At 68.0% G+C, this 21,577-nt stretch carries 15 protein-coding genes; 9 read left to right on the top strand and 6 right to left on the bottom strand.

Annotation, left to right across the window (positions count from 1 at the left end; all coding sequences use genetic code 11):
- Positions 1-170: 170 nt before the first annotated feature.
- From thrS to SOM18_RS15750, 3 genes are all read left to right on the top strand, one after another.
- Positions 171-2,162, top strand: coding sequence for a threonine--tRNA ligase (thrS, locus tag SOM18_RS15760; RefSeq protein WP_031440282.1), 1,992 nt, complete (start codon positions 171-173; stop codon positions 2,160-2,162).
- Positions 2,163-2,261: 99 nt separating this feature from the next.
- Positions 2,262-2,792 (top strand): translation initiation factor IF-3, encoded by a 531-nt coding sequence (gene infC, locus SOM18_RS15755; RefSeq protein ID WP_031396176.1) that lies wholly within the window; start codon positions 2,262-2,264, stop codon positions 2,790-2,792.
- A gap of 345 nt (positions 2,793-3,137) precedes the next feature.
- A complete protein-coding gene (locus tag SOM18_RS15750) occupies positions 3,138-5,957 on the top strand; it encodes a TonB-dependent receptor (protein WP_031440281.1) in 2,820 nt (939 codons plus the stop codon).
- A 170-nt stretch (positions 5,958-6,127) separates the two neighbouring features.
- Here SOM18_RS15750 and SOM18_RS15745 read toward each other — a convergent pair whose 3' ends face one another.
- Entirely contained in the window at positions 6,128-8,875 is a 2,748-nt protein-coding gene (locus SOM18_RS15745) for a [protein-PII] uridylyltransferase (RefSeq protein WP_031440280.1), read from the bottom strand.
- A gap of 98 nt (positions 8,876-8,973) precedes the next feature.
- Here SOM18_RS15745 and SOM18_RS15740 point away from each other — a divergent pair, with 98 nt between their 5' ends.
- Positions 8,974-10,263, top strand: coding sequence for a homoserine dehydrogenase (locus SOM18_RS15740; RefSeq protein WP_320481958.1), 1,290 nt, complete (start codon positions 8,974-8,976; stop codon positions 10,261-10,263).
- A 246-nt stretch (positions 10,264-10,509) separates the two neighbouring features.
- Here the strand turns inward: SOM18_RS15740 and SOM18_RS15735 are convergent, their stop codons facing one another.
- The 4 genes from SOM18_RS15735 to SOM18_RS15720 all read right to left on the bottom strand — a co-directional run bounded on the left by SOM18_RS15735 (position 10,510) and on the right by SOM18_RS15720 (position 13,020).
- On the bottom strand, positions 10,510-10,965 hold the full coding sequence (locus SOM18_RS15735) for a hypothetical protein (RefSeq protein WP_052380890.1): 456 nt from the start codon (positions 10,963-10,965) through the stop codon (positions 10,510-10,512).
- 105 nt (positions 10,966-11,070) lie between these two features.
- The gene (locus SOM18_RS15730) at positions 11,071-11,409 is read right to left on the bottom strand and encodes a hypothetical protein (RefSeq protein ID WP_042467494.1); all 339 of its coding nucleotides are present in this window, start codon (positions 11,407-11,409) and stop codon (positions 11,071-11,073) included.
- 76 nt (positions 11,410-11,485) lie between these two features.
- The gene (locus tag SOM18_RS15725) at positions 11,486-11,929 is read right to left on the bottom strand and encodes a CoA-binding protein (protein WP_320481957.1); all 444 of its coding nucleotides are present in this window, start codon (positions 11,927-11,929) and stop codon (positions 11,486-11,488) included.
- A 140-nt stretch (positions 11,930-12,069) separates the two neighbouring features.
- Positions 12,070-13,020, bottom strand: a complete 951-nt coding sequence (locus tag SOM18_RS15720) for an Mrp/NBP35 family ATP-binding protein (RefSeq protein ID WP_320481956.1) — start codon at positions 13,018-13,020, stop codon at positions 12,070-12,072.
- A gap of 69 nt (positions 13,021-13,089) precedes the next feature.
- On the opposite strand from SOM18_RS15720, the gene SOM18_RS15715 reads away from it, so the two are divergent.
- From SOM18_RS15715 to SOM18_RS15695, 5 genes are all read left to right on the top strand, one after another.
- Positions 13,090-14,256 (top strand): protease modulator HflK, encoded by a 1,167-nt coding sequence (locus SOM18_RS15715; RefSeq protein ID WP_320481955.1) that lies wholly within the window; start codon positions 13,090-13,092, stop codon positions 14,254-14,256.
- Positions 14,253-15,119, top strand: coding sequence for a protease modulator HflC (hflC, locus tag SOM18_RS15710; protein WP_031395778.1), 867 nt, complete (start codon positions 14,253-14,255; stop codon positions 15,117-15,119). The genes SOM18_RS15715 and hflC overlap by 4 nt, the downstream gene beginning before the upstream one ends.
- Before the next feature lie 105 nt (positions 15,120-15,224).
- A complete protein-coding gene (locus SOM18_RS15705) occupies positions 15,225-16,790 on the top strand; it encodes a Do family serine endopeptidase (RefSeq protein WP_031439387.1) in 1,566 nt (521 codons plus the stop codon).
- Between the two features lie 110 nt (positions 16,791-16,900).
- The gene (locus tag SOM18_RS15700; RefSeq protein ID WP_320481954.1) at positions 16,901-18,550 is read left to right on the top strand and encodes a helicase HerA-like domain-containing protein; all 1,650 of its coding nucleotides are present in this window, start codon (positions 16,901-16,903) and stop codon (positions 18,548-18,550) included.
- Between the two features lie 573 nt (positions 18,551-19,123).
- A complete protein-coding gene (locus tag SOM18_RS15695; protein ID WP_031439849.1) occupies positions 19,124-20,356 on the top strand; it encodes a M20 metallopeptidase family protein in 1,233 nt (410 codons plus the stop codon).
- A 146-nt stretch (positions 20,357-20,502) separates the two neighbouring features.
- Here SOM18_RS15695 and SOM18_RS15690 read toward each other — a convergent pair whose 3' ends face one another.
- The gene (locus tag SOM18_RS15690) at positions 20,503-21,459 is read right to left on the bottom strand and encodes an isopenicillin N synthase family dioxygenase (protein ID WP_031439850.1); all 957 of its coding nucleotides are present in this window, start codon (positions 21,457-21,459) and stop codon (positions 20,503-20,505) included.
- Positions 21,460-21,577 lie beyond the last annotated feature (118 nt).

Raw genomic sequence — 21,577 nt, 5'->3', positions numbered from 1 at the left:
TGAGGTCGGCGTAACTGGGCGCGGTCCTTTGTCGGCGACGTTTCCCAACTGGGCCCCGGCCTTCGCCGGGGAACATGGGGGCGGTTCGTGGGGTGTCGGTGCGTGGCGGGTTGCCTATATCGGTTGGGCGACGGCATAAGCGCCGCTCTTCCATCACGAGAAAGTTCCTCATGTCTGCCATGTTCCGCATTACGCTTCCCGACGGTTCCGTCCGCGAGGTTGCGCCCGGGACTACGCCCGCGGATGTCGCTGCGGCGATCGGGCCGGGGCTTGCCAAGGCGGCGCTGGCGGCGCGGATCGATGGGCAGGTGCGGGATCTCAGCCGGCCATTCGAGGGGGATACGAACCTCGCGCTCGTCACCGCGCGCGACGAGGCGGATGCGCTCGAGCTGGTGCGGCATGACCTGGCGCATGTGATGGCCGAAGCGGTGCAGCATCTGTTTCCCGGCACGCAGATCACCTTCGGGCCGGCGACCGATGACGGCTTCTATTACGACTTTGCGCCGAAGGACCGGCCGTTCACCGACGAGGACCTGCCCGCGATCGAGGCGGAGATGCGCGCGATCATCGCGCGGAACGAGCCGTTCCTGCGCGAGGTCTGGTCGCGTCAGCAGCTGATCGACCGCTGGACCGAACAGGGCGAGACGTTCAAGGCCGAATGGGCCGCCGAGCTGCCCGAGGGCGAGGAGCTGACCATCTATCGCCAGGGCGAGTGGCTCGACATGTGCCGCGGGCCGCACATGGTCTCAACCGGCAAGCTCGATCCCGCCGCGTTCAAGCTGACGCGCGTGTCGGGCGCCTATTGGCGCGGCGACCAGAAGAACGCGATGCTGAGCCGCATCTACGGCACCGGCTGGCTCAACAAGAAGCAGCTCGACCAGCATCTTTTCCGGCTGGAGGAAGCCGCCAAGCGCGATCACCGCAAGATCGGGCAGGAGATGGACCTGTTCCACCTCCAGTCCGAGGCGCAGGGGTCGGTGTTCTGGCATCCCAACGGCTTCGTGCTGTGGCGGCAGCTGGAGGCGTATATGCGCCGGCGGCTCGATGCGGCGGACTATGCCGAGGTGAAGACGCCGCAGCTGATGGACGCCAAGCAGTGGGAGCAGTCGGGCCACTGGGGCAAGTATCGCGAGAACATGTTCGTGGTGCCCGACGAGATCCCCAATGTGGAAGACGAGGGCGCGGTGCTCTCGGGCGAAGGCGACCTGATGGCGCTGAAACCGATGAACTGTCCGGCGCACGTGCTGATCTTCAAGCAGGGGATCAAGTCGTACCGCGACCTGCCGATCCGGATGGCGGAGTTCGGCTGCTGCCACCGCAACGAGCCGCATGGCGCGCTGCACGGCATCATGCGCGTGCGCCAGTTCACGCAGGACGACGCGCATATCTTCGTCCGCGAGGACCAGCTGGTCGAGGAGGTACGCAAGTTCTGCGAGCTGCTCGACAGCGTGTACAAGCATCTGGGCTTCGAGGAGTATGCGGTGAAGCTCGCGCTGCGCCCCGAAAAGCGGTTCGGCGACGACGCAATGTGGGACAAGGCGGAGGCCGAGCTGCGCGAGGCGGTGATGCAGTCGACGCTGAGCGACACGATCAAGGCGAATTTCGAGGAGCTGCCGGGCGAGGGGGCGTTCTATGCGCCGAAGCTCGAATTCCACCTGACCGATGCGATCGGGCGGACGTGGCAGGTCGGCACGATCCAGTCGGACCGCGTGCTGCCCGAGCGACTCGACGCGTCGTATGTGGGCGCGGATGGCGAGCGGCACCGGCCGGTGATGCTCCACCGCGCGATCCTCGGCACGTTCGAGCGGTTCATCGGCATATTGATCGAGCATCATGCCGGGCGCTTCCCGCTGTGGCTGGCGCCGGTGCAGGTGGTGGTCGCGACGATCGTGTCGGATGCGGACGACTATGCGCACAGTGTGGTCGCGGCGCTGCGCAAGGCGGGGATCCGCGTCGAGACCGACCTGCGCAACGAGAAGATCAACTACAAGGTGCGCGAGCACAGCCTGGCCAAGGTGCCGGTGCTGTTCGTGGTCGGCAAGCGCGAGGCGGACGAGGCGACGGTCGCGATTCGCCGGCTGGGCAGCCAGGGGCAGGAGATGCTGTCGCTCGACGAGGCGGTGGCACGCCTTGCGATCGAGGCGCGCGCTCCCGATATGTGATGGACGAGGCCGGCTTTCCGCGCAGAGCTTTCTGCGCTATAAGCCGGCCCAAATACTTCGTCAGAAACAACAGGAGCAACCCCCATACGTCCTCCCACGATGCGCCGGCCCATGCAGACGCCCGCGATGAACGGCCCGCGATTCAACGAATTCATCCAGAGCCAGAAGGTCCGCGTGATCGATCACGAGGGCGAGAATCTGGGCGTGATGTACACGCGCGAAGCGATCGAGCAGGCGGCCGAGCATGGTCTGGACCTGGTTGAGGTCTCGCCCAACGCCGATCCGCCCGTCGCCAAGTTCCTCGATGTCGGCAAGTTCAAGTACGAGGCGCAGAAGAAGGCGAACCTCGCGCGCAAGTCGCAGAAGACGCAGGAGATCAAGGAGATCAAGATGCGTCCGAACATCGACGACCATGATTACGACACGAAGATGAAGAAGGTGAACGACTTCATCGGCGAGGGCGACAAGGTCAAGATCACGCTGCGCTTCCGTGGCCGCGAACTGAGCCATGGCCAGCTGGGCATGAACCTGTTGAAGCGCGTGCAGGACGACGTCGCGGAGATCGCCAAGATCGAGGCGTATCCGCGCATGGAAGGCCGTCAGATGCTGATGGTGCTCGCACCCAAGTAACGGCGTGACGACGCGGCCCGCGATGCGGGACGCTCTGCAACGATAGCGATCGGCCCATCGCCCCCTGTCCGGGGCGGTGGGCCGTTTGCGTTGGGGTCGGGTTGGGGGGGGGGCGCGCGATCGCAGGTTCCGTAGCGTCAATCGCGGGGAGCGAACCGCCCGTGCGCGATGCATCGATTTCGGGGCTATCACGCGGTGTTATTGCTCGGTGTTGCGGAAGTGCGACACAGCGACCGGAAAGTTACTTCCGCATACGGAAATCGGTGGACGCTGCATGAAAATTCCAATTACCTCCTGACCAAACCGGAAATTCGAAATAATTCGAAGCCGCCAGGAGAGATGCCCATGCGCATGACCGCATATCTGTTGTCTGCCGCCGCGACGATCGCGATCGCGGCGCCGGCCTTCGCACAGGATGTCCCGACGACGCAGCCCGAGGCGCAGACCGTACCCTCAAATACATCGGGTACCGCGGCCGCGTCGGTCGATGCGCAGCAGCAGCCGGTTGCCGAGAACGCCGATCCCCAGCCGATCAACGCAGGCGACATCGTCATCACCGCGACGCGCCGCTCCGAGCGGTTGTCGAACGTGCCGATCGCGGTGTCCGCGGTGGGCCAGGCCGCGCTGCAGAATTCGGGCGCGACCGACATCCGCCAGATGACGCAGCTTGCGCCGTCGCTGCTGATCTCGTCGACGGGCTCGGAGGCGAACGCCTCGGCGCGTATCCGCGGTATCGGCACGGTCGGCGACAATCCCGGCCTCGAAAGCTCGGTCGCGGTGTTCATCGACGGCGTCTATCGCAGCCGCACCGGCTCGGGCCTCAACGATCTGGGCGAGGTCGACCGGATCGAGGTGCTGCGCGGGCCGCAGGGGACGCTGGCCGGGCGCAACGCATCGGCGGGCACGATCAACATCCTGACCAAGCTGCCGTCCTACCAGTTCGGCGGCTATGGCGACGCGACCTATGGCAATTACAACAATATCCGCATCGCGGGCGGGCTGACCGGGCCGATCATCAAGGACAAGCTGGCGTTCCGGCTCGACGGCGTGTTCGGCAAGCGCGACGGCTATTATTACGACGTCATCAACCAGACCGATTACAACGACCGCAACCGCTATTTCGTGCGCGGGCAGCTGTTGTTCGAGCCGAGCGCCGACGTGTCGGTGCGGCTGATCGGCGATTACACGCGGCGCGACGAGAAATGCTGTGGTGCGGTCTATATCGACACGCGCGAGAAGATCGATCCGACGCCGGGCGTCGCGGGCGACTTCGCGATCAACCCCGCGGGCAACCGCATCCAGCAGGTCATGCAGAGCATGGGCGCGGTGTTCCCGAGCCAGGGCGACCCGTATAACCGCCGGATCGCCAACACGCTGGGCCGCGCCTATTCGAACATCACCAAGGATTATGGCGGTTCGGGCCAGATCGACGCGAACCTCGGCTTTGCGCAGCTGACCTCGATCACCGCGTACCGCGAGTACAAGTCGGGCGGCGCGGCCGACATCGATTACGGCAATCTCGACATCGGCTACCGCGCGGACGACGGCAACAGCTATCGCCAGTTCCACACCTTCAGTCAGGAAGTCCGGCTGAACGGGTCGCTGTTCGACGACAAGCTCGACTGGCTGGTCGGCGGCTATTATTCGAAGGAAGACCTGGTCGTCGCGGACAATCTGAAGTTCGGGACGCAGTATGGCGCATTCGCCGCGTGCCGGATCGTCGCGACGGTCAACCCGGCGGCGGCGCTGCGCAATCCGGCCAATCCGGGCTGCCTCAGCGCGACGGGACGTGCGGTCCTGTCGGGACAGGTTCCGGGCACGCAGCCCGCCTTCGGCGCGCTGACCGGTACCATCCTGAGCGGCATCGACCGGCTGAGCACGCTCAACAATCTGGGCGACCAGCGGTCGACCTATTATCAGGACAGCGAGAATTACGCGTTCTTCACGCACAACATCTTCAAGGTCACCGACAAGCTGTCGATCACCGGCGGGCTTCGCTATACGCATGAGGCCAAGGACTTCCACGCCGATTTCAACAACAACAACACCGTCTGCCCCGCGCAGCAGGCGGCGCTGAGCCCGCTGCTGGCGAGTGCGGCGGTGCCCGCCAGCCTGAAGACTCTGGTCGGCGGGATCGTCACGCTGACCTGCACAGGCAATTCGACCTCGGCGCTGAACGGGCTCGATCTGAACGACGGGTTCAAGGAAGGCGAGTTCAGCGGCACGGGGATCGTGTCGTACAAGCCGCGTACCGACACGCTGCTCTACGCGTCCTATTCGCGCGGCTACAAGGCGGGCGGCTATAATCTCGACCGGTCGGATTTGACCGCGAACGTCTTCTCGTCGCCGACCAATGCGAGCGCGAGCCGGCTGCGGTTCGATCCCGAGACGGTCAATTCCTACGAGCTGGGGCTGAAGTTCACCTCCGCGCAGTTCACCTTCAACGTCGCGGGCTTCCGCCAGGAGTTCAAGAACTTCCAGCTGAACACGTTCAACGGCACCAACTTCATCGTCCAGAACATCAGCTCGTGCGACACCAGCCTGAACGGCGCGGATCGCGATGCGAGCGCGGCGACGGGCGCGTGCACCGGCGACGTGAAATATGGCGTGCGGTCGCAGGGCGTCGAGCTCGAGGCGGGGCTGTTCCCGGTCCGCGACGTCGCGGTGAGCCTCGGCTACACCTATGTCGACACGACCTTCAAGAACAACCTGGTCGGGTCGGAGACGGGCGAGGCGCTCGACCCCGCGCTGTTCCTGCTGTCGGGCAACACGCTGTCGAACGCGCCCAAGCATACGGTCACCGCGTCGGGGACGTGGACGCCCGAGCTGGGGTCGTCGGGGATCACCGGGCTGTTCTATATCGATGGCCGTATGACCAGCGACTATAATACCGGGTCGGACCTGTTCACCGAGAAGGCGCAGGACGGCTTCTTCCTGATGAACGCGCGGATCGGCATCCGCGGGCCGGCGCAGAAATGGGCGGTCGAATTGTGGGCGCAGAACCTGCTCGACACCGATTACCAGCAGGTCGGGTTCAACGCGCCGTTCCAAGGCGCGGGCAATCTCGACCAGGTGAAGGCGTTTGGTGGTGTGGGGAACCAGATCTTCACGTCGTACCTCGCCGAGCCGCGGACCTATGGGCTGACGGTGCGCACGCGGTTCTGAGCGTTCAACGTCGCTAGGGAAGGCTGGTCCGCTCGGGAGAGCGGGCCGGCCTTTTTCGTTTGTGGCGGGGCTTCGTTCACGTCCGTCATCCTGACGAAAGTCAGGATCCAGGATAACTCAGCGAGACGTTCGTGGCTCTGGATCCTGACTTTCGTCAGGATGACGATTAGTCAGGCGGCGAGGTCTAGTTGCTTGCCGGCGGCCGCCGCGAGCAGGCGGCGTTCGAGGGTCTTCAGCCGGGCGGGGGCGGTGATGCGGTCGCCGGTGAGGTCGGTGATGTAGAAGGTGTCGACCGCGCGTTCGCCATAGGTGGCGACATGCGCGGAGTGGATCGTCACCTTCGACTGGAACAGCGCCTGGGCGAGCCGGTTGAGCAGGGCGGGGCCGTCGCGGGCGTTGACCTCGACCACGGTGAAGCGGTTCGAGGCGCGGTTGTCGATCATCGCATTGGGGACGATGTCGAACGCCTCGGCGCGCGCGCGCGGGAGCGGCTTTGCGACGAGGCGGTCGGCGAGCTTGCCGCGGTTGGCGAGCGCATCCTCGATCGCGGTCTTCAGCCGGGCGAGCTGTTCGCTGCCGTCGAACGGGCGACCGAAGGGGTCCTGGACGAGGAAATTGTCGACCGCCATGCCGTCGCGCGTGGTGTGGATCCGCGCGTCGATGATGTTGCCGCCCGCGACATGGATCGCGCCGGCGATGCGGTAGAAGAGCCCGGGATGATCCGCGGCGTAGATCGTCACGAGCGTCGCACCGCGGCCGGGATAGACATGTGCGTCGATCGCGAGCTGCGCGTCGCCCGTGCCGGCGAGGAAGCGCGCATTGTGGACGAGCACGTCCTCGGGCTCGGCGATCCAATAGGCCTCGGGCATGCGGCGGACGAACGCGGCGAACTCGGCGTCGCTCCAGCCGAGATCGGCGTGGAGCGTCTCATGCTTGGCGGCGATGCGTTCGGCGCGACCCTTCTGCTTGTGGCCGAGGCGGAGCACCTCCTCGGCGGATTCATAGAGGTCGCCGAGGAGCTGGCGCTTCCAGCCGTTCCAGACGCCCGGGCCGACCGCGCGGATATCGACGATGGTGAGGACGAGCAGGAGCCGCAGCCGCTCGGGGCTCTGCACCACGTCGCAGAAATCGAGGATCGTCTTGAAGTCCGACAGGTCGCGCTTGAACGCGGTCGCGGACATCAGCAGATGCCAGCGGACGAGCCAGGCGACGGTTTCGGTCTCGGCAGGGCTCAGGCCGAAGCGCGGGCAGAGACGCTGTGCGACCTCTGCGCCGAGGATCGAGTGATCGCCGCCGCGGCCCTTGGCGATGTCGTGGAGCAGCACCGCGACATAGAGGACGCGGCGCGAGACGATCTGGCGGAAGATCGCGCTGGCGAGCGGATGGTCGTCCTTCAAAGCGCCATTCTCGATCCGCGCGAGCAGGCCGAGTGCGCGGATCGTGTGTTCGTCGACGGTGTAGTGGTGGTACATGTCGAACTGCATCTGCGCGACGACGCGGCCGAAATCGGGCACGAAGCGGCCGAAGACGCCGGTCTCGTTCATCCAGCGCAGGACGAGTTCGGGATCGCGCGGCGAGCTGAGGACGTCGAGGAACAGCGCGTTGGCGGTCGGATCGTCGCGGATGTCGTCGACCAGCTTCACGTCGCGGGCGGCCGCGCGCATCGCGAGCGGGTGGATCTCGAGCGCGTTGCGGTCGGCGAGCTGGAAGATCTCGATCAGCCGGACCGGACTTGCGCGGAAGAAGTCGTCGTCGGGCAGGGCGAGCCGGCCGCGGTCGAGGACGAAGCCGTTCAGGCGGCGCGGGCTGCGGCGGATCGTCGGCAGCCCGAAGCGGCGGCCGCGCGCGGCGAACTTCTCGTCGAGATGCGCGAGGAAGACGCCGGTGAGGTCGCCGACGGTCTTCGCCTGGAGGAAGTAGAAATGCATGAAGCGCTCGACCTTCGGCTTGCCCGGGCGGTCGGAGAAGCGCATCCGGTCGGCGATCTCGCGCTGGACGTCGAAGGTCAGCCGGTCCTCGGCGCGACCGGTGATGCTGTGGAGGTGGCAGCGCACCGCCTGGAAGAAATTGTCGGCGCGGTGGAACAGCCGGTATTCGGCCTTGGTGAACAGCCCGACATCGACGAGCTGCGCCGCGCGCTGGACGTCGTAGATGTACTTGCCGATCCAGAAGAGCGCGTGGAGATCGCGCAGGCCGCCCTTGCCCTCCTTGACGTTGGGTTCGACGACATAGCGCGTGTCGCCCATCTTGCGGTGGCGCAGGTCGCGCTCGACCAGCTTGTCGGCGATGAACGCGCGCGCGGTATCCGCCTGGACCTCGACCTTGAAGCGGCGCGACGCCTCTTCGTAGAGATCCATGTCGCCGGTGACGTAGCGCGCCTCGAGCAGGGCGGTGCGGACGGTGATGTCGGCCTTCGCCTGGCGGATCATCTCGTCGAGCGAGCGGCTGGACTGGCCGAGTTTCAAGCCGAGATCCCAGAGCGTGTAGAGCATCGATTCGATGATGCGTTCGACCCGCGGGGTCTGCTTGCCCGGCGTGAGGAAGCCGATATCGACATCCGAATGCGGCGCCATCTCGCCGCGGCCATAGCCGCCGACCGCGATCAGGGTCAGCCGGTCGTCGGGGGTGGGGGCAGGCGCGGGGTGCAGCCGGGTGGTGGTGAAGTCGAACAGCAGGCGGAGCAGCTGGTCGATCAGATAGGCCTGCGCGCTCGACACCTCGAGCCCGCGGCTGGGATGTTCGGCGAGCCGCTTGGCGACCTCGACCCGGCCCGCGTCGAGCGCGGCCTTGAGCAGGATCGTCGCCTGGCGGCCGAGCGCGACCGGGTCGGTCTCGTCCAGCGCGGCGATGGTGTCGGCGACCGCGCGGCGATCGATGATCGCGCGGCGGTTGGGCAGGTGATCGAAGCGGCCGGTCATGCGGGACCAGATAGGGCGCGCGGCGCCATTCGTCATCTTGATTGCGGGAATCCTTCCCGAACCCTAGGTCTTCGCGCGGGTTTGGCGAAAGGAAGACGATGAGCGAAGCGTTGCGCGTGGGACTGGCGGGCCTGGGAACCGTGGGGGGCGGCGTCATCCGGCTGCTCGACGCGAACCGCGAGCTGATCGCCAGACGGGCCGGGCGCGCGATCGAGGTCGTCGCGGTGTCGGCACGCGACCGCTACAAGGATCGCGGCGTCGATCTGACGCGGTTCGCCTGGGTCGACGATACGACCGCGCTGGCGCAGCAGGCGGACGTCGATGTCGTCGTCGAGCTGATCGGCGGATCGGACGGCCCCGCGCTGACGCTCGCGCGCTCGACGCTGGGTGCGGGCAAGTCGTTCGTGACCGCGAACAAGGCGATGCTCGCGCATCACGGCTATGAGCTGGCGACCGCGGCGGAGGCGGCGCGCGTCGCGCTGAAGTTCGAGGCGGCGGTCGCGGGCGGGATCCCGGTCATCAAGGGGCTGCGCGAGGGCGCCGCCGCGAACGCGATCGGGCGGGTCTACGGCATCCTCAACGGGACGTGCAATTTCATCCTGAGCAAGATGGAGGCGGAGGGGCGTGATTTCGCCGAGATCCTCGCCGAGGCGCAGGCGCTGGGCTTTGCCGAGGCGGATCCGAGCTTCGACATCGACGGGGTGGATGCGGCGCACAAGCTGTCGATCCTTGCCTCGATCGCGTTCGGGACGCGGCCGGCGTTCGACACGGTGGCGGCGAGCGGCATCCGGCACCTGCTGGGCGCGGACATCGCCGAGGCGGCGGCTTTGGGCTACCGCGTGCGGCTGCTCGGGCTGGCGGAGGATGGGCCCGACGGGCTGTTCCAGCGCGTGCATGCGCATCTGGTGCCGGTCGACCATCCGCTCGCGCATGTGACGGGATCGTTCAATGCGGTGGTCGCGGAGGGCAATTTCGTCGGGCGGCTGCTGTTCCAGGGTGCGGGCGCGGGCGACGGGCCGACCGCGAGCGCGGTGGTCGCGGACCTGATCGACATTGCGCGCGGCGAATACGGGTCGCCCTATGCAATGCCGGCGGCGTCGCTGGTCGCGGCGGCGACCGCGGACAGCGGCGAGCGGCGCGGCCGCGCCTATCTGCGCTTCACGGTCGCGGACCGCGTCGGCGTGCTGGCCGAGATCGCCGCGGCGATGCGCGACGCGGGCGTCTCGATCGAGAGCCTGATCCAGCGCGGCGCGATGGCGGACGGCAGCGTGCTGGTCGCGATCGTGACTCATGAGGGGCCGGAACGCTCGGTCGCGCAGGCGCTGGAGAAATTGCGGGGGTCGCAGAGTCTGGTTGGGCAGCCGTTGTGGATGCATATTCTGGGGTGATTTTTGGGGTGTGCGTGCGGGGGCGCCACGCTCTGCCGTGATCCTGACGACGGTCAGGATCCAGGGTGGCGGAGGGCTGCACTGTGTGGCTCTGGATCCTGACTTTCGTCAGGATGACGGGGTTGTGGGCGGGTGGTGGCGGCCCCTCCCTTCCGTCATCCTTGGGCTTGACCTAGGATCCAGGGTTGCGGGGCGCTGTGGTGCTCGGCTCTGAGTTCTGACGTTCGCCAGGATGACGGCGGTGCGTTACGGCCGTGCGGGGGCCGGGGGTGCGGGGTCGGACAGGTCGATGGCGATGCGGCCGGTCTTGTCGGGTTTTCTGGCGAAGGCGCTTTTGGCGAGCGCGACGGCGCCGGCGATGAGGGGGGCGATCGGCGGGCCGAAGCCGGACTGGCAGCCGCTCTGGGTCGCGGCGCAGGGCGTGCCCTCGAGCGAGAGTGCGCGGATCGCGGTCATGTTCGGGTTGGCGGCGACGGGGCGGTCGGGCGGGCCCCAGTCGGGGAGCGGGAGGCGCGGCCCCGATTGGGTGCCGGGCGCGCAGACGGTGATCGTCTTGTCGCCCTCCTTCACCACCGGGCAGTCGGGGGGATTGAGGATCGACCAGCTCTTTTCGGTCGGAGCGGACGATACCTGTGTGGCGGCGGGCTTGGCCGCAGGTGTAGCACCGGCCTGTGCGAGCGCGAGCAGCGTGACGAGAATCATCGGCGGCACCTCAACGGTTTGCGGTGATCATGGGTATCGCCCGAGCATGGACCCGATTGGGGCGTCTTGCCACTCTGCTGATGGCGGGGGCGTGATGGCGCGGGGTCAGGGTGCGGGTTTGCGGAGGCCGCCGGCGGTGACGCCCGCCGCGCCGACGCCGACCGACACGCCGGCCATGCCGCCGCCAACCTGGAACGGGCCCATGTCCTGGACCGGGGTGCGCGCGTTGAGCAGCCGGACACGTTCCGCGGCGAGGCTTTCGTGGCGCGGATCGCCGGGGTCGTGCTCGACGAACGGCACGCGGAACCGATCCGCCTGGCGCAGGCCGCAGACGGTGATGTCGGTCGAAGCGGGATCGACGACGCAGCGGGGTTCGGCGGCGAGTCGCTCGCTGGCCTTGGCGAGCAGCGGATCCTGAGCGAGAACCAGAAGCAAGGCGAACATGACCTGTCCCCGATACGCGATGGGCCGATACGAAGCTCGTCGCGAGGGTGACGCACGCGCAGGCGAGCCGCAAGCGTCAGTCGGTCGGATCCCGATCTATTCTGGCGATGCCGAGCCGGGGGATCTCGATCGCCGGGCAGCGGTCCATGACGACCTGAAGCCCGGCGGCTTCGGCGCGGGCGGCGGCAGCCTCGTTGATCACGCCGAGCTGCATCCACACCGCTTTCGCACCGATCGCGATCGCCTGGTCGACGGCCTCGCCCGCGGCGGCGGAATTGCGGAAGATGTCGACGATGTCGATCGGGTCGCCGAGCTGGGCAAGTTCGCGGAAGACGAATTCGCCGTGAATGTGCTCGCCGGTGATCTGCGGATTGACCGGGATGACGCGGTAACCGTGCGCCTGCATCCGCGCCATCACGCCGTAGGAGGGGCGGTCGGGGCGGTCGGAGGCGCCGACCAGCGCGATCGTGCGCGCGTTTTCGAGCAGCGTCCTGATATCGGCGTCGGCGGTAAGAGGCATCGCGGCGTCCTCTTCGGGGAGCATCCGTCCAGATCTGTACATAGACCGGTCGGGTGGCTGGAATCCTGGTCCGCTCGTGCCGTGGCTCTACGCGCCAAGCACGACCGGTAACAGCACAACGGCGCGGGCCCCAAAACGTTTCACATTTTTCCAATCCATGCGACGACCTGAGCGGCGAGGGCGCCGAAGATCACGTCGTCGGGCTCGGCCGCGGGGGGCGTTCCCGCGTCGGAGGCGGTGCGGATCGACAGCGTCAGCGGCACGCGGCCGAGGAACGCGATGCCGAGCTCACGCGCGGCGGCTTCGGCGCCGCCGTTGCCGAACGGGTCCGAGCTTTCGCCGCAATGCGGGCAGACATAACCCGCCATATTCTCGACCAGCCCGATGATCGGGATCCCGGCTTTCTCGAACAGGTCGATCGCGCGGCGCGCGTCGATCAGCGCGAGATCCTGCGGGGTCGAGACGATGATCGCGCCCGCGGGACGGTATTTCTGGACCATCGTCAGCTGGACGTCGCCGGTGCCGGGGGGCAGGTCGAGCACGAGCGTGTCGGTCGCGCCCCAGTCCGCCTCGACCAGCTGGCCGAGCGCGCCCGCCGCCATCGGCCCGCGCCAGGCGAGCGCGCGGCCGGGATCGACGAGCTGGCCCATCGACAGGAGGGGGACGCCGTAGGGGGTGGGGACGGGGTCGAGCACCTTGTCCTTGGCGGTCGGGCGGGTGCCCTCGACCCCCATCAGCCGCGGCTGCGACGGGCCGTAGATGTCCGCGTCGACGAGGCCGACGCGGCGCCCGGCCCTGGACAGCGCGATGGCGAGGTTGGCGGACAGCGTCGACTTGCCGACCCCGCCCTTGCCGCTGGCGACCGCGATCAGCCGGCGGGTGGTGCGTTCGGCGGTCATGACCACGCGCACCTCGCCGACGCCCGGCGCGGTCGCGGCCATCTTCACCGTCGCCTCGAGCGCGTCGCGCGCCTTCGGGTCGAGCCCGGTCGCGTCGACGACCACGCCGAGCCGCGTTCCTTCGAGTCGCACCGTGGCGCGCGTGCCCGCCACTGCGGCAATCGCCGCCTTTACCGCTTCAATGTCGATCATCGCCGCCAGATAGGCCCGTGGCGGGCGCTTGGCACTGTTTTTCCGCGATGGCACACCTATAAAGGTTGGATGACGATCTTTACGCGCTGGCTCCGGCGTCCCCCCATTCTCGCCGTCGAAACGCCAAAGGGCCCCTGGGGCGGCTCGGGTGACGACAATGCCGGCGAGGGCGGCGGCCCCCGCAATCCCTGGGCGCTGCCCCCCGGCGGTCGCAAGCCGACCGGCAAGCCGAGCGCGCTCGACGAATTCCTGAAAAAGGCGCGGGTCTCGGGCGGCGGTGGCGGCGGCGGCAGCAGCGGCGGCGGCTTCGGCGGCCTGCCGACAGGCGCCAATGCGCGCGCGCTGTGGGCGATCGCGGTCGCGGTGATCGTCGTGCTGTGGCTGCTGTTCACCTCGTTCCACCAGATCGGGCCGCAGCAGCGCGGCGTGGTCACCTATTTCGGCAAATATGCCGGCACGCTCGACCCGGGCATCCGCCTGACCCCGCCCGCGCCGATCGCGCATGTCGAGGTGGTCGACGTGCAGAATATCCGCACCGACAATTTCCCCGTCGGCGACGGCGAGAACCTGACGCTGACCGGCGACCAGAACATCATCGATCTGGCCTATTCGGTGCGCTGGGACATCGCCGATCCGCGCGATTACGTGTTCCAGCTCGCCGAGCCGAACACCACGGTACGCGCCGCGGCCGAGAGCGCGATGCGCGCGGTGGTCGCGACGACGACGCTGGAGCAGGCGATCGGCACGGGCCGCACGGTGATCGAACAGCGCGTCGCCGAGCTGACCCAGCAGATCCTGAACGACTATAAGTCGGGCGTCCGCATCCAGGGCGTCGCGATCAAGCAGGCCGCCGCGCCCGCGCAGATCGTCGAGGACTTCAACGCGGTGACCGCGGCGCAGCAGGAAGCGATCGCCAACCTCAACCAGTCGCGCTCCTATGCGCAGCAGGTCGTGGCGCGCGCGCAGGGCGAGGCCGCATCGTTCGACAAGGTCTATGAGCAATATCGCCTCGCCCCCGAGGTGACGCGTCGACGGATGTATTACGAGACCATGGAAGCGGTATTGGCCAAGAGCGACAAGACGATCGTCGAGACCCCGGGCGGCGTCGTCCCCTATCTGCCGTTGCGCAATGGCAAGCGGCTCGCCGATCCGGAGGTCGCGCCGCGCGCCGCCCAGCCGGCGACGCCCGCGCCCGCTGCCGCCGCCGCCGCCGCCCAGCCGGGAGCCGCCCAGTGAACGGCCTGACCTGGCGTAACCCGCTGATCGCGGGCGCGATCGCGCTGGTGCTCGTGATCCTTGCCGCGGCGAGCTTTGCGATCGTGCCGGAAACGCAGCAGGCGGTGATCCTGCGGTTCGGCCAGCCGATCCGGACGGTCAACGCCTATGCGCCCGGCCAGCCCTTCGGCCAGACCGGCGCGGGGCTGATCGCGCGCGTGCCGTTCATCGACCGCATCGTGTGGATCGACAAGCGCGTGCAGGACATCGAGCTGGACAACACGCTGGTGCTGTCGACCGACCAGCTGCGGCTCGAGGTCGATGCCTATGCGCGTTACCGCGTCGTCGACCCGCGCAAGATGCGCAACGCGGTCGGCAGCGAGGAACGCATCCCCGACCAGCTGCGCCCGATCCTGGGCTCGGCGCTGCGCAACGAGCTGGGCAAGCGGCGCTTCGTCGAACTGCTCAGCCCCGAGCGGTCCGAGCTGATGGACAATATCCAGACCGGGTTGCAGCGCGTGGCGAGCCAGTATGGCGTCGAGATCGTCGACGTGCGGATCAAGCAGGCGAACCTGCCCGTCGGCCTGCCGCTCGAAAGCGCGCTCAAGCGCATGTCGAGCGCACGCCAGCAGGAGGCGATCACGATCCGGGCCGAGGGCCAGAAGCAGGCGCAGATCGTGCGTGCGCAGGCGGATGCCGATTCGGCGAAGATCTATGCCGAGAGCTTTGGCAAGGATGCCGACTTCTACGACTTCTACCGGGCCATGCAGTCCTACCGGCACACGTTCGGGGCAGATGGCGGTCCGGCACCCGAAGGATCGACGTCGATAATTCTTTCGCCGAACAACAGCTATCTGCGGGAATTCGAGGGCCGCGGGCGTTAAAGCCCGTGAGCTTGCTCTGAACACCCGTTCATATTCAAGCGTCGTTCAGCCGTAATCGGCGATGAAACCCCGGTTTCGGACGATGAAACGAGAGGACAATATCCAGTGCGTTACGCCTACGCCATTACCAGCGCTCTACTGCTCGGCGGCGCGACCGCGACGCTCGCGCTCCAGCCCGGCACCGCTTCGGGGACCGGCCAGGTCGCCCAGAACGAACCCGGCGCGATCCAGGCGGTCGTGCCCAAGCCCGGCGCGCCGATGAGCTTTGCCGACATGGTCGCGCGGCTCCAGCCCGCGGTCGTGAACATCTCGACCAAGCAGACGATCGTCCAGAAGCAGCAGGCCAATCCGTTCGCGGGTACGCCGTTCGGCGAGCTGTTCGGCGGCATGGGCGGCGGTCCGCAGGGTGGCCCCCCGGTCAAGCGCGAGGGCGCGTCGCTCGGCTCGGGCTTCCTGATCTCGGCGGACGGCTATGTCGTCACCAACAACCACGTGATCTCGCCGGGCGCGCAGGGCGCGACGGTCGATTCGATCACGGTGACGCTGAGCAACAAGAAGGAATATGTCGCCAAGGTCATCGGCAAGGACCAGGAATCGGACCTGGCGCTGCTGAAGATCGACGCGCCGAACCTGCCCTTCGTCAAGTTCGGCGATTCGAACGGCGCGCGCGTCGGCGACTGGGTCGTCGCGATCGGCGAGCCGTTCGGGCTGGGCGGCACGGTGACCGCGGGGATCATCTCGGCGATCAACCGCGTCACCGGACAGGGCGGCGCGTATGACCGCTTCATCCAGACCGACGCGTCGATCAACCAGGGCAATTCGGGTGGGCCGATGTTCGACCTGAACGGCAATGTGATCGGCGTGAATTCGCAGATCTTCAGCCAGTCGGGCGGCAATATCGGCATCGGCTTCGCGATCCCCGCGGCGACCGCCAAGCCGATCATCGCGACCTTCATGAAGGGCGGCACGATCGAGCGCGGCTATATCGGCGTGACGCTGGGCCGTGGCGGCACGATCGACGAGGATACCGCAGCGGCGCTCGGCATCGCCAAGAACCAGGGCGAGCTGATCAATGACGTCACCGCGGGCGGGCCCGCGGCGCGCGCCGGCGTGCGCGCGGGCGACGTGGTGACCAAGGTCAACGGCCAGGTCGTCACGGTCGACCAGTCGCTGTCCTATCTCGTGTCGAACGTGAAGCCCGGCCAGACCGCGCGGCTCGACATCCTGCGCAACGGCAAGCCGACGAGCGCGAACGTGGTCGTCGTGCCGCGGCCGAGCGCGGACAAGCTGGCGGCGACGCTTGGCGGCGATGCGCAGGGCTTCGGCACCGACGACGGCGACGACGATGACGCAGCGACCGGCGCGGCACCCACTGCGGGTGCGGCGCTCGGGATCGGCGTCCAGCCGCTGACCCCGGCGATCGCGCAGGCGGTCGGCGTCGAGGCGGGCACGCAGGGCGTGGTGATCGCCGCCGTCGCGCAGACGAGCGATGCGTTCGGCAAGCTCAAGCGCGGCGACGTGATCATCTCGGTCAACGGCACGCCGGTGCGCAGTGCAACCGAGCTGCAGGGTGCGGTTACGACGGCCAAGGCCGCCGGGCGCCCGCAGGTGCTGTTGCAGGTCAAGCGCGGGCGCGGGCCGGCGCAGTTCCTGCCGGTCAAGATCAAGTAATCCACCCGACACTCGCGTGTCCCGAAGGACCGTCGCTCACCCGAGCGGCGGTCCTTTTTCTTTGCGGGGCGCGGGGTTAGGATCGGGATCGACAGCGAGGACATAGCAGCATGGGCGACGGCATCTTCATCGGCGCGAGCGCGGACGGTACGCGGCAGACGCTCGAGCTCAGACGCGCGAACCGGCACGGGCTGATCGCGGGCGCGACGGGGACGGGCAAGACCGTGACCGTGCAGGGGATCATCGAGGGGTTTTCGGCAAACGGCGTGCCGTGCTTCGTCGCGGACGTGAAGGGCGACCTGTCGGGGCTCGCCATGGCGGGGTCGCCGACCGCGAAGACGCATGCGATCTTTGCCGAGCGCGCCAGGGCGATCGGCGATGACGGCTGGGCCTATGCGGACACGCCCGTGCAGTTCTGGGACCTGTTCGGCGAGCAGGGGCATCCGATCCGCACGACGATCAGCGAGATGGGGCCGGTGCTGCTCGCGCGGCTGCTCGACCTGAACGAGGTGCAGGAGGGGGTGCTGACGATCGCCTTCCATGTCGCGGACACCGAAGGGCTGCTGCTGATCGATCTCGACGATCTGCAGGCGATGCTGAGCGAATGCGCGGGGCGGGCGGACGAGCTGACGACGACGTACGGCAACGTGTCGAAACAGTCGATCGGTGCGATCCAGCGTGCGCTGCTCCAGTTGCGGTCGCAGGGCGCGGAGCATTTCTTCGGCGAGCCCGCGCTCGAATTGCGCGACTTTATCGGCGTCGACGACCGGGGGCGGGGGCTGGTCAACATCCTCGCTGCGGACAAGCTGATGGCGAGCCCGAAGCTCTATTCGACGTTCCTGCTGTGGCTGATGAGCGAGCTGTTCGAACAGCTTCCCGAGATCGGCGATCCCGACAAGCCGGTGCTGTGCTTCTTCTTCGACGAGGCGCATCTGCTGTTCGATGCCGCGCCCAAGGCGCTGCTCGACACGATCGCACAGGTCGTGCGGCTGATCCGGTCGAAGGGCGTGGGCGTGTATTTCATCACGCAGAACCCGATCGACATTCCCGAGACGATCGCGGGGCAGCTCGGCAACCGGGTGCAGCATGCGCTGCGCGCGTTCACGCCGCGCGACCAGGCCGCGGTGCGATCGGCGGCGGAGACGTTCCGGGCGAATCCGGGGGTCGATGTCGCGACCGCGATCACCGAGCTGAAGGTGGGCGAGGCCTTGGTGTCGCTGTTGCAGGCGGACGGGTCGCCGACGCCGGTCACGCGCACGCTGATCAAGCCGCCGGTGTCGCGGGTGGCGCCGATCACGCCCGCCGAGCGCGCGGTGATGATCGAGACGGATGCGATCGGGGCGAAATACGACACGCTGGTGGATCGCGAGTCGGCGGAGGAGCTGCTCGCGGCGAAGACCGAGGCGGCGAGCGCGGCGGCAGCGGAGGCGAAGGCGACGACCGCGGCGGAGAAGGCGGCGGTGGCGCAGGCGAAGCTCGACGCGAAGGCGGCGCGGGAGGCCCGGGCGGCGGAGCGCGAGGCGGAGCGGGTTGAGCGCGCGGCCGAGCGCGAGGCGGCGGATTCGCCCTGGGCGAAGATGGCGTCGTCCGCGACGCGGGCGGCGAGCTCGTCGATCGGGCGGCAGGTGGCGAACGAGATCGGGAAACAGGTGTTCGGGACGACCAGCCGGAGCCGGTCGCGGTCGCGCGGCGGGGCGTCGGGGGGCGGTCTGGTCGGGACTGTGCTGCGCGGGGTGCTGGGGGGGTTGTTTCGGGGGTGATGGGGTGGGGGGCGGACGGTCGTCGCACCCGAAGAGCCCCACCATGCGAAGCCGCCCAGCCTTCCAAGCTGCCCAGTTCCCGAAGCCGCCTCCCCGGCGGAGGCCGGGGTCCAGTTGGGGAGGTTGCGGTAACGGAGCGCCGTCCTGCATCACTGGCGTCCCCCAACTGGGCCCCGGCCTTCGCCGGGGTGGTGGGGTGTGGGGGGGTGGCGTGTCCTCCCTCATGGTCACCCGCGAAGGCGGGTGCCCAGACTGGGTCCCCGCCTTCGCGGGGACGCAAGGGGAGAGCGGGGGCGTGTGATCTCCCGCATACCACCCCGGCGGAGGCCGGGGTCCAGTTGGGGAGGTCGCGGTAACGGAGCGCCGTCCCGCATCACTGGCGTGCCCCAACTGGGCCCCGGCCTTCGCCGGGGTGGTGGGGGGTGTGGCGGCTGGCGGGTCCGATCTCACTTGCACCTCCCCCGGTCTTTGCCGGGGTGGTGGAGGGGGTGGGGTGCTGTGGTATAGGGCGGCATCGGCACGGGCCGGGCGTTGGCCGGGCCGGTGCACCACGTCTTGCAAAGGTACCCGATCATGTCGCTCGATTTCGAATCCACCACCGACTGGGCCGCGATCGGTGAGGAGAGCCTCGATGCGGCGATCGAGTTGCGGCGCGCGATCCATGCGGATCCCGAGGTCGGGCTGCACTGCCCGCGTACCTCGGACAAGGTGAAGGCGGCGCTGGCGGGGCTGCCGCTGGAGATCCGCGAGGGGACGTCCACCACGGGCTTCGTCGCGATCCTGCGTGGCGGGCGGGGTGGTGGCACCGCGGGGGGCAATGGGCGGACCGTGCTGCTGCGCGGCGACATGGATGCGCTGCCGATGCAGGAGGAGACCGGACTGCCGTTCGCGTCGAAGGTCGACGGGGCGATGCATGCGTGCGGGCATGATTCGCATACCGCGATGCTGGTCGGGGCGGCCAAGGCGCTGTGCGCGCGGCGGGACGATCTGCCGGGGACGGTCGTGTTCATGTTCCAGCCGGGTGAGGAAGGGCATCACGGCGCGCGGCACATGATCGCCGACGGGCTGCTCGACGCGCCGCTGCCCGAGGCGGGGTTCGCGCTGCACATCTCGCCCAACATGCCGATGGGGCATGTCGTCAGCCGGTCGGGGACGCTGATGGCGTCGACCGACACGCTGCGCGCGACGATCACCGGGCGCGGCGGGCATGCGGCGATGCCGCACGACTGCCTCGATCCGCTGCCGATCGCATGCGAGATCGTCACCGCGCTGCAGACCTATGTCGCGCGGCAGGTGGCGGTGACCGATCCGGCGGTGCTGTCGATCACCAAGCTGAATGCGGGGAGCGCGCACAACGTCATTCCGTCGAGCGTCGAGATGCTCGGCACGATGCGGACTTTGTCGGAGCGGACGCGCGAACAGCTGCGCGCGGCGTTCGTGCGGATGGTCGAGGGGATCGCCGCGGCGCATGGTGCGGTCGGGACGCCGACGATCGAGCAGGGTTATCCCGTCACCGTGAACGATCCGCGCGCGACCGATCTGATCAAGGCGGTGGCGACGACGATCGGCGGCGAGGGCGCGTATCAGGTGATGCCGCCGATGATGGGGGCGGAGGACTTTTCCTATGTGCTCCAGAAGCTGCCGGGGGCGATGGCGTTCATCGGCGCGGCGCCCGAGGGGAGCGACCCGCGGACCAATCCGCCGCTGCACAATACGAAGATGACGATCAACGAGCGGGTGATGGCACACGGGATCGCGGTGCATTGCGCGGTGGCGGAGCGGTTTCTGGCGAACGGGTTCGATTGAGGGGCTTTGCCCTCCGCAAGGGCGGAGGGCAGACTGGGTCCCCGCCTTCGCGGGGAAACAGGCTTTGGGGGACACTTGCTCTCCGTGTTCTCCCGCGAAGGCGGGAGCCCAGTCTGTCCCCGCCTTTGCGGGGACAGGAGCGCCGGTTACTTCTTGATCAGGCCGATCTCTACCAGGCGTTCGTAGAGATAGTCGTGCGCGGTGATCGGGGTGGGGTAGCGGTTGGGGTTTTCCGCGGTGATCGTCGCCGGCAGCGTCTGAATCAGGAAATCCGGCGCGGGATGCAGGAAGAACGGCATCGAATAGCGCGAATGGCCGCGGCGCTCAGGCGGCGGGTTGACGACGCGGTGCGTGGTCGAGGGCAGGACGTGGTTGGTCAGCCGCTGGAGCATGTCGCCGACATTGACGACCATCGCGCCCTCGGGCGGCTTGATCGACAGCCAGCGGCCGTTCGCGCGGTCGAGCAGTTCGAGGCCCGCCTCTTCCGCACCGAGCAGCAGGGTGATGAGGTTGATGTCCTCATGCGCGCCGGCGCGGACGCCCTCGGCATCGGCGGGGATCGGCGGGTAGTGGAGCAGGCGCAGGACGCTGTTGCCGTCCTTGACCGCGGGGTCGAACCAGTCGGGCGCGAGCTTCAGGTGACGCGCGATCGCGGAGAGCAATTTGTCGCCCGCGGTGTCGAACGCCTTGAACAGGTCGAGGAAGACCGGCTTGAAGCCCTCGGGCCGGGTCGGCCAGACGTTGGGCGACATCTGCGCCGCGTAGCGGTGGCCGGCGGGGAGCTCGCGGCCGACATGCCAGAATTCCTTGAGGTCGACGACTTTCGCGTCCTTGGCGATCTCGGTCTTGAACGGGGTGTAGCCGCGCGCGCCGCCGCCGCCGGGGGCGAAATAGCCGCGCTTCTCGTCCTCGGGCAGCTCGAACAGTGCCTTGGTCTCGGCCCAGGCCTGATCGATCAGGTCGGTCGGGATGCCGTGATCGGCGACGATCGCAAAACCGAAGCGTTCGAACGAGTTGCCGAGCGCGGCGGCAAAGCCATCGGGGTCGTGCGCCTGATCGTCGAGGCTGAGTGTGGGAACCTGGGCGGCGGGGCTGTCGAGCATGGAAGGATGTCCGGATAGGGGAGCGCCGATATAGCGACGCGGGCGCGCGGTGCCAATCGCCTGGCGGGATTTCGCCTGGTGGCTGTGGCGCGGTGGATAGCGGGTTTCGTAGGTAGCG

Origin of the sequence: Sphingomonas sp. CFBP9019, assembly GCF_034045155.1 — a bacterium.
Classification (GTDB): domain Bacteria; phylum Pseudomonadota; class Alphaproteobacteria; order Sphingomonadales; family Sphingomonadaceae; genus Sphingomonas; species Sphingomonas aerolata.
This window is presented reverse-complemented; position numbering and strand designations above follow the sequence as displayed.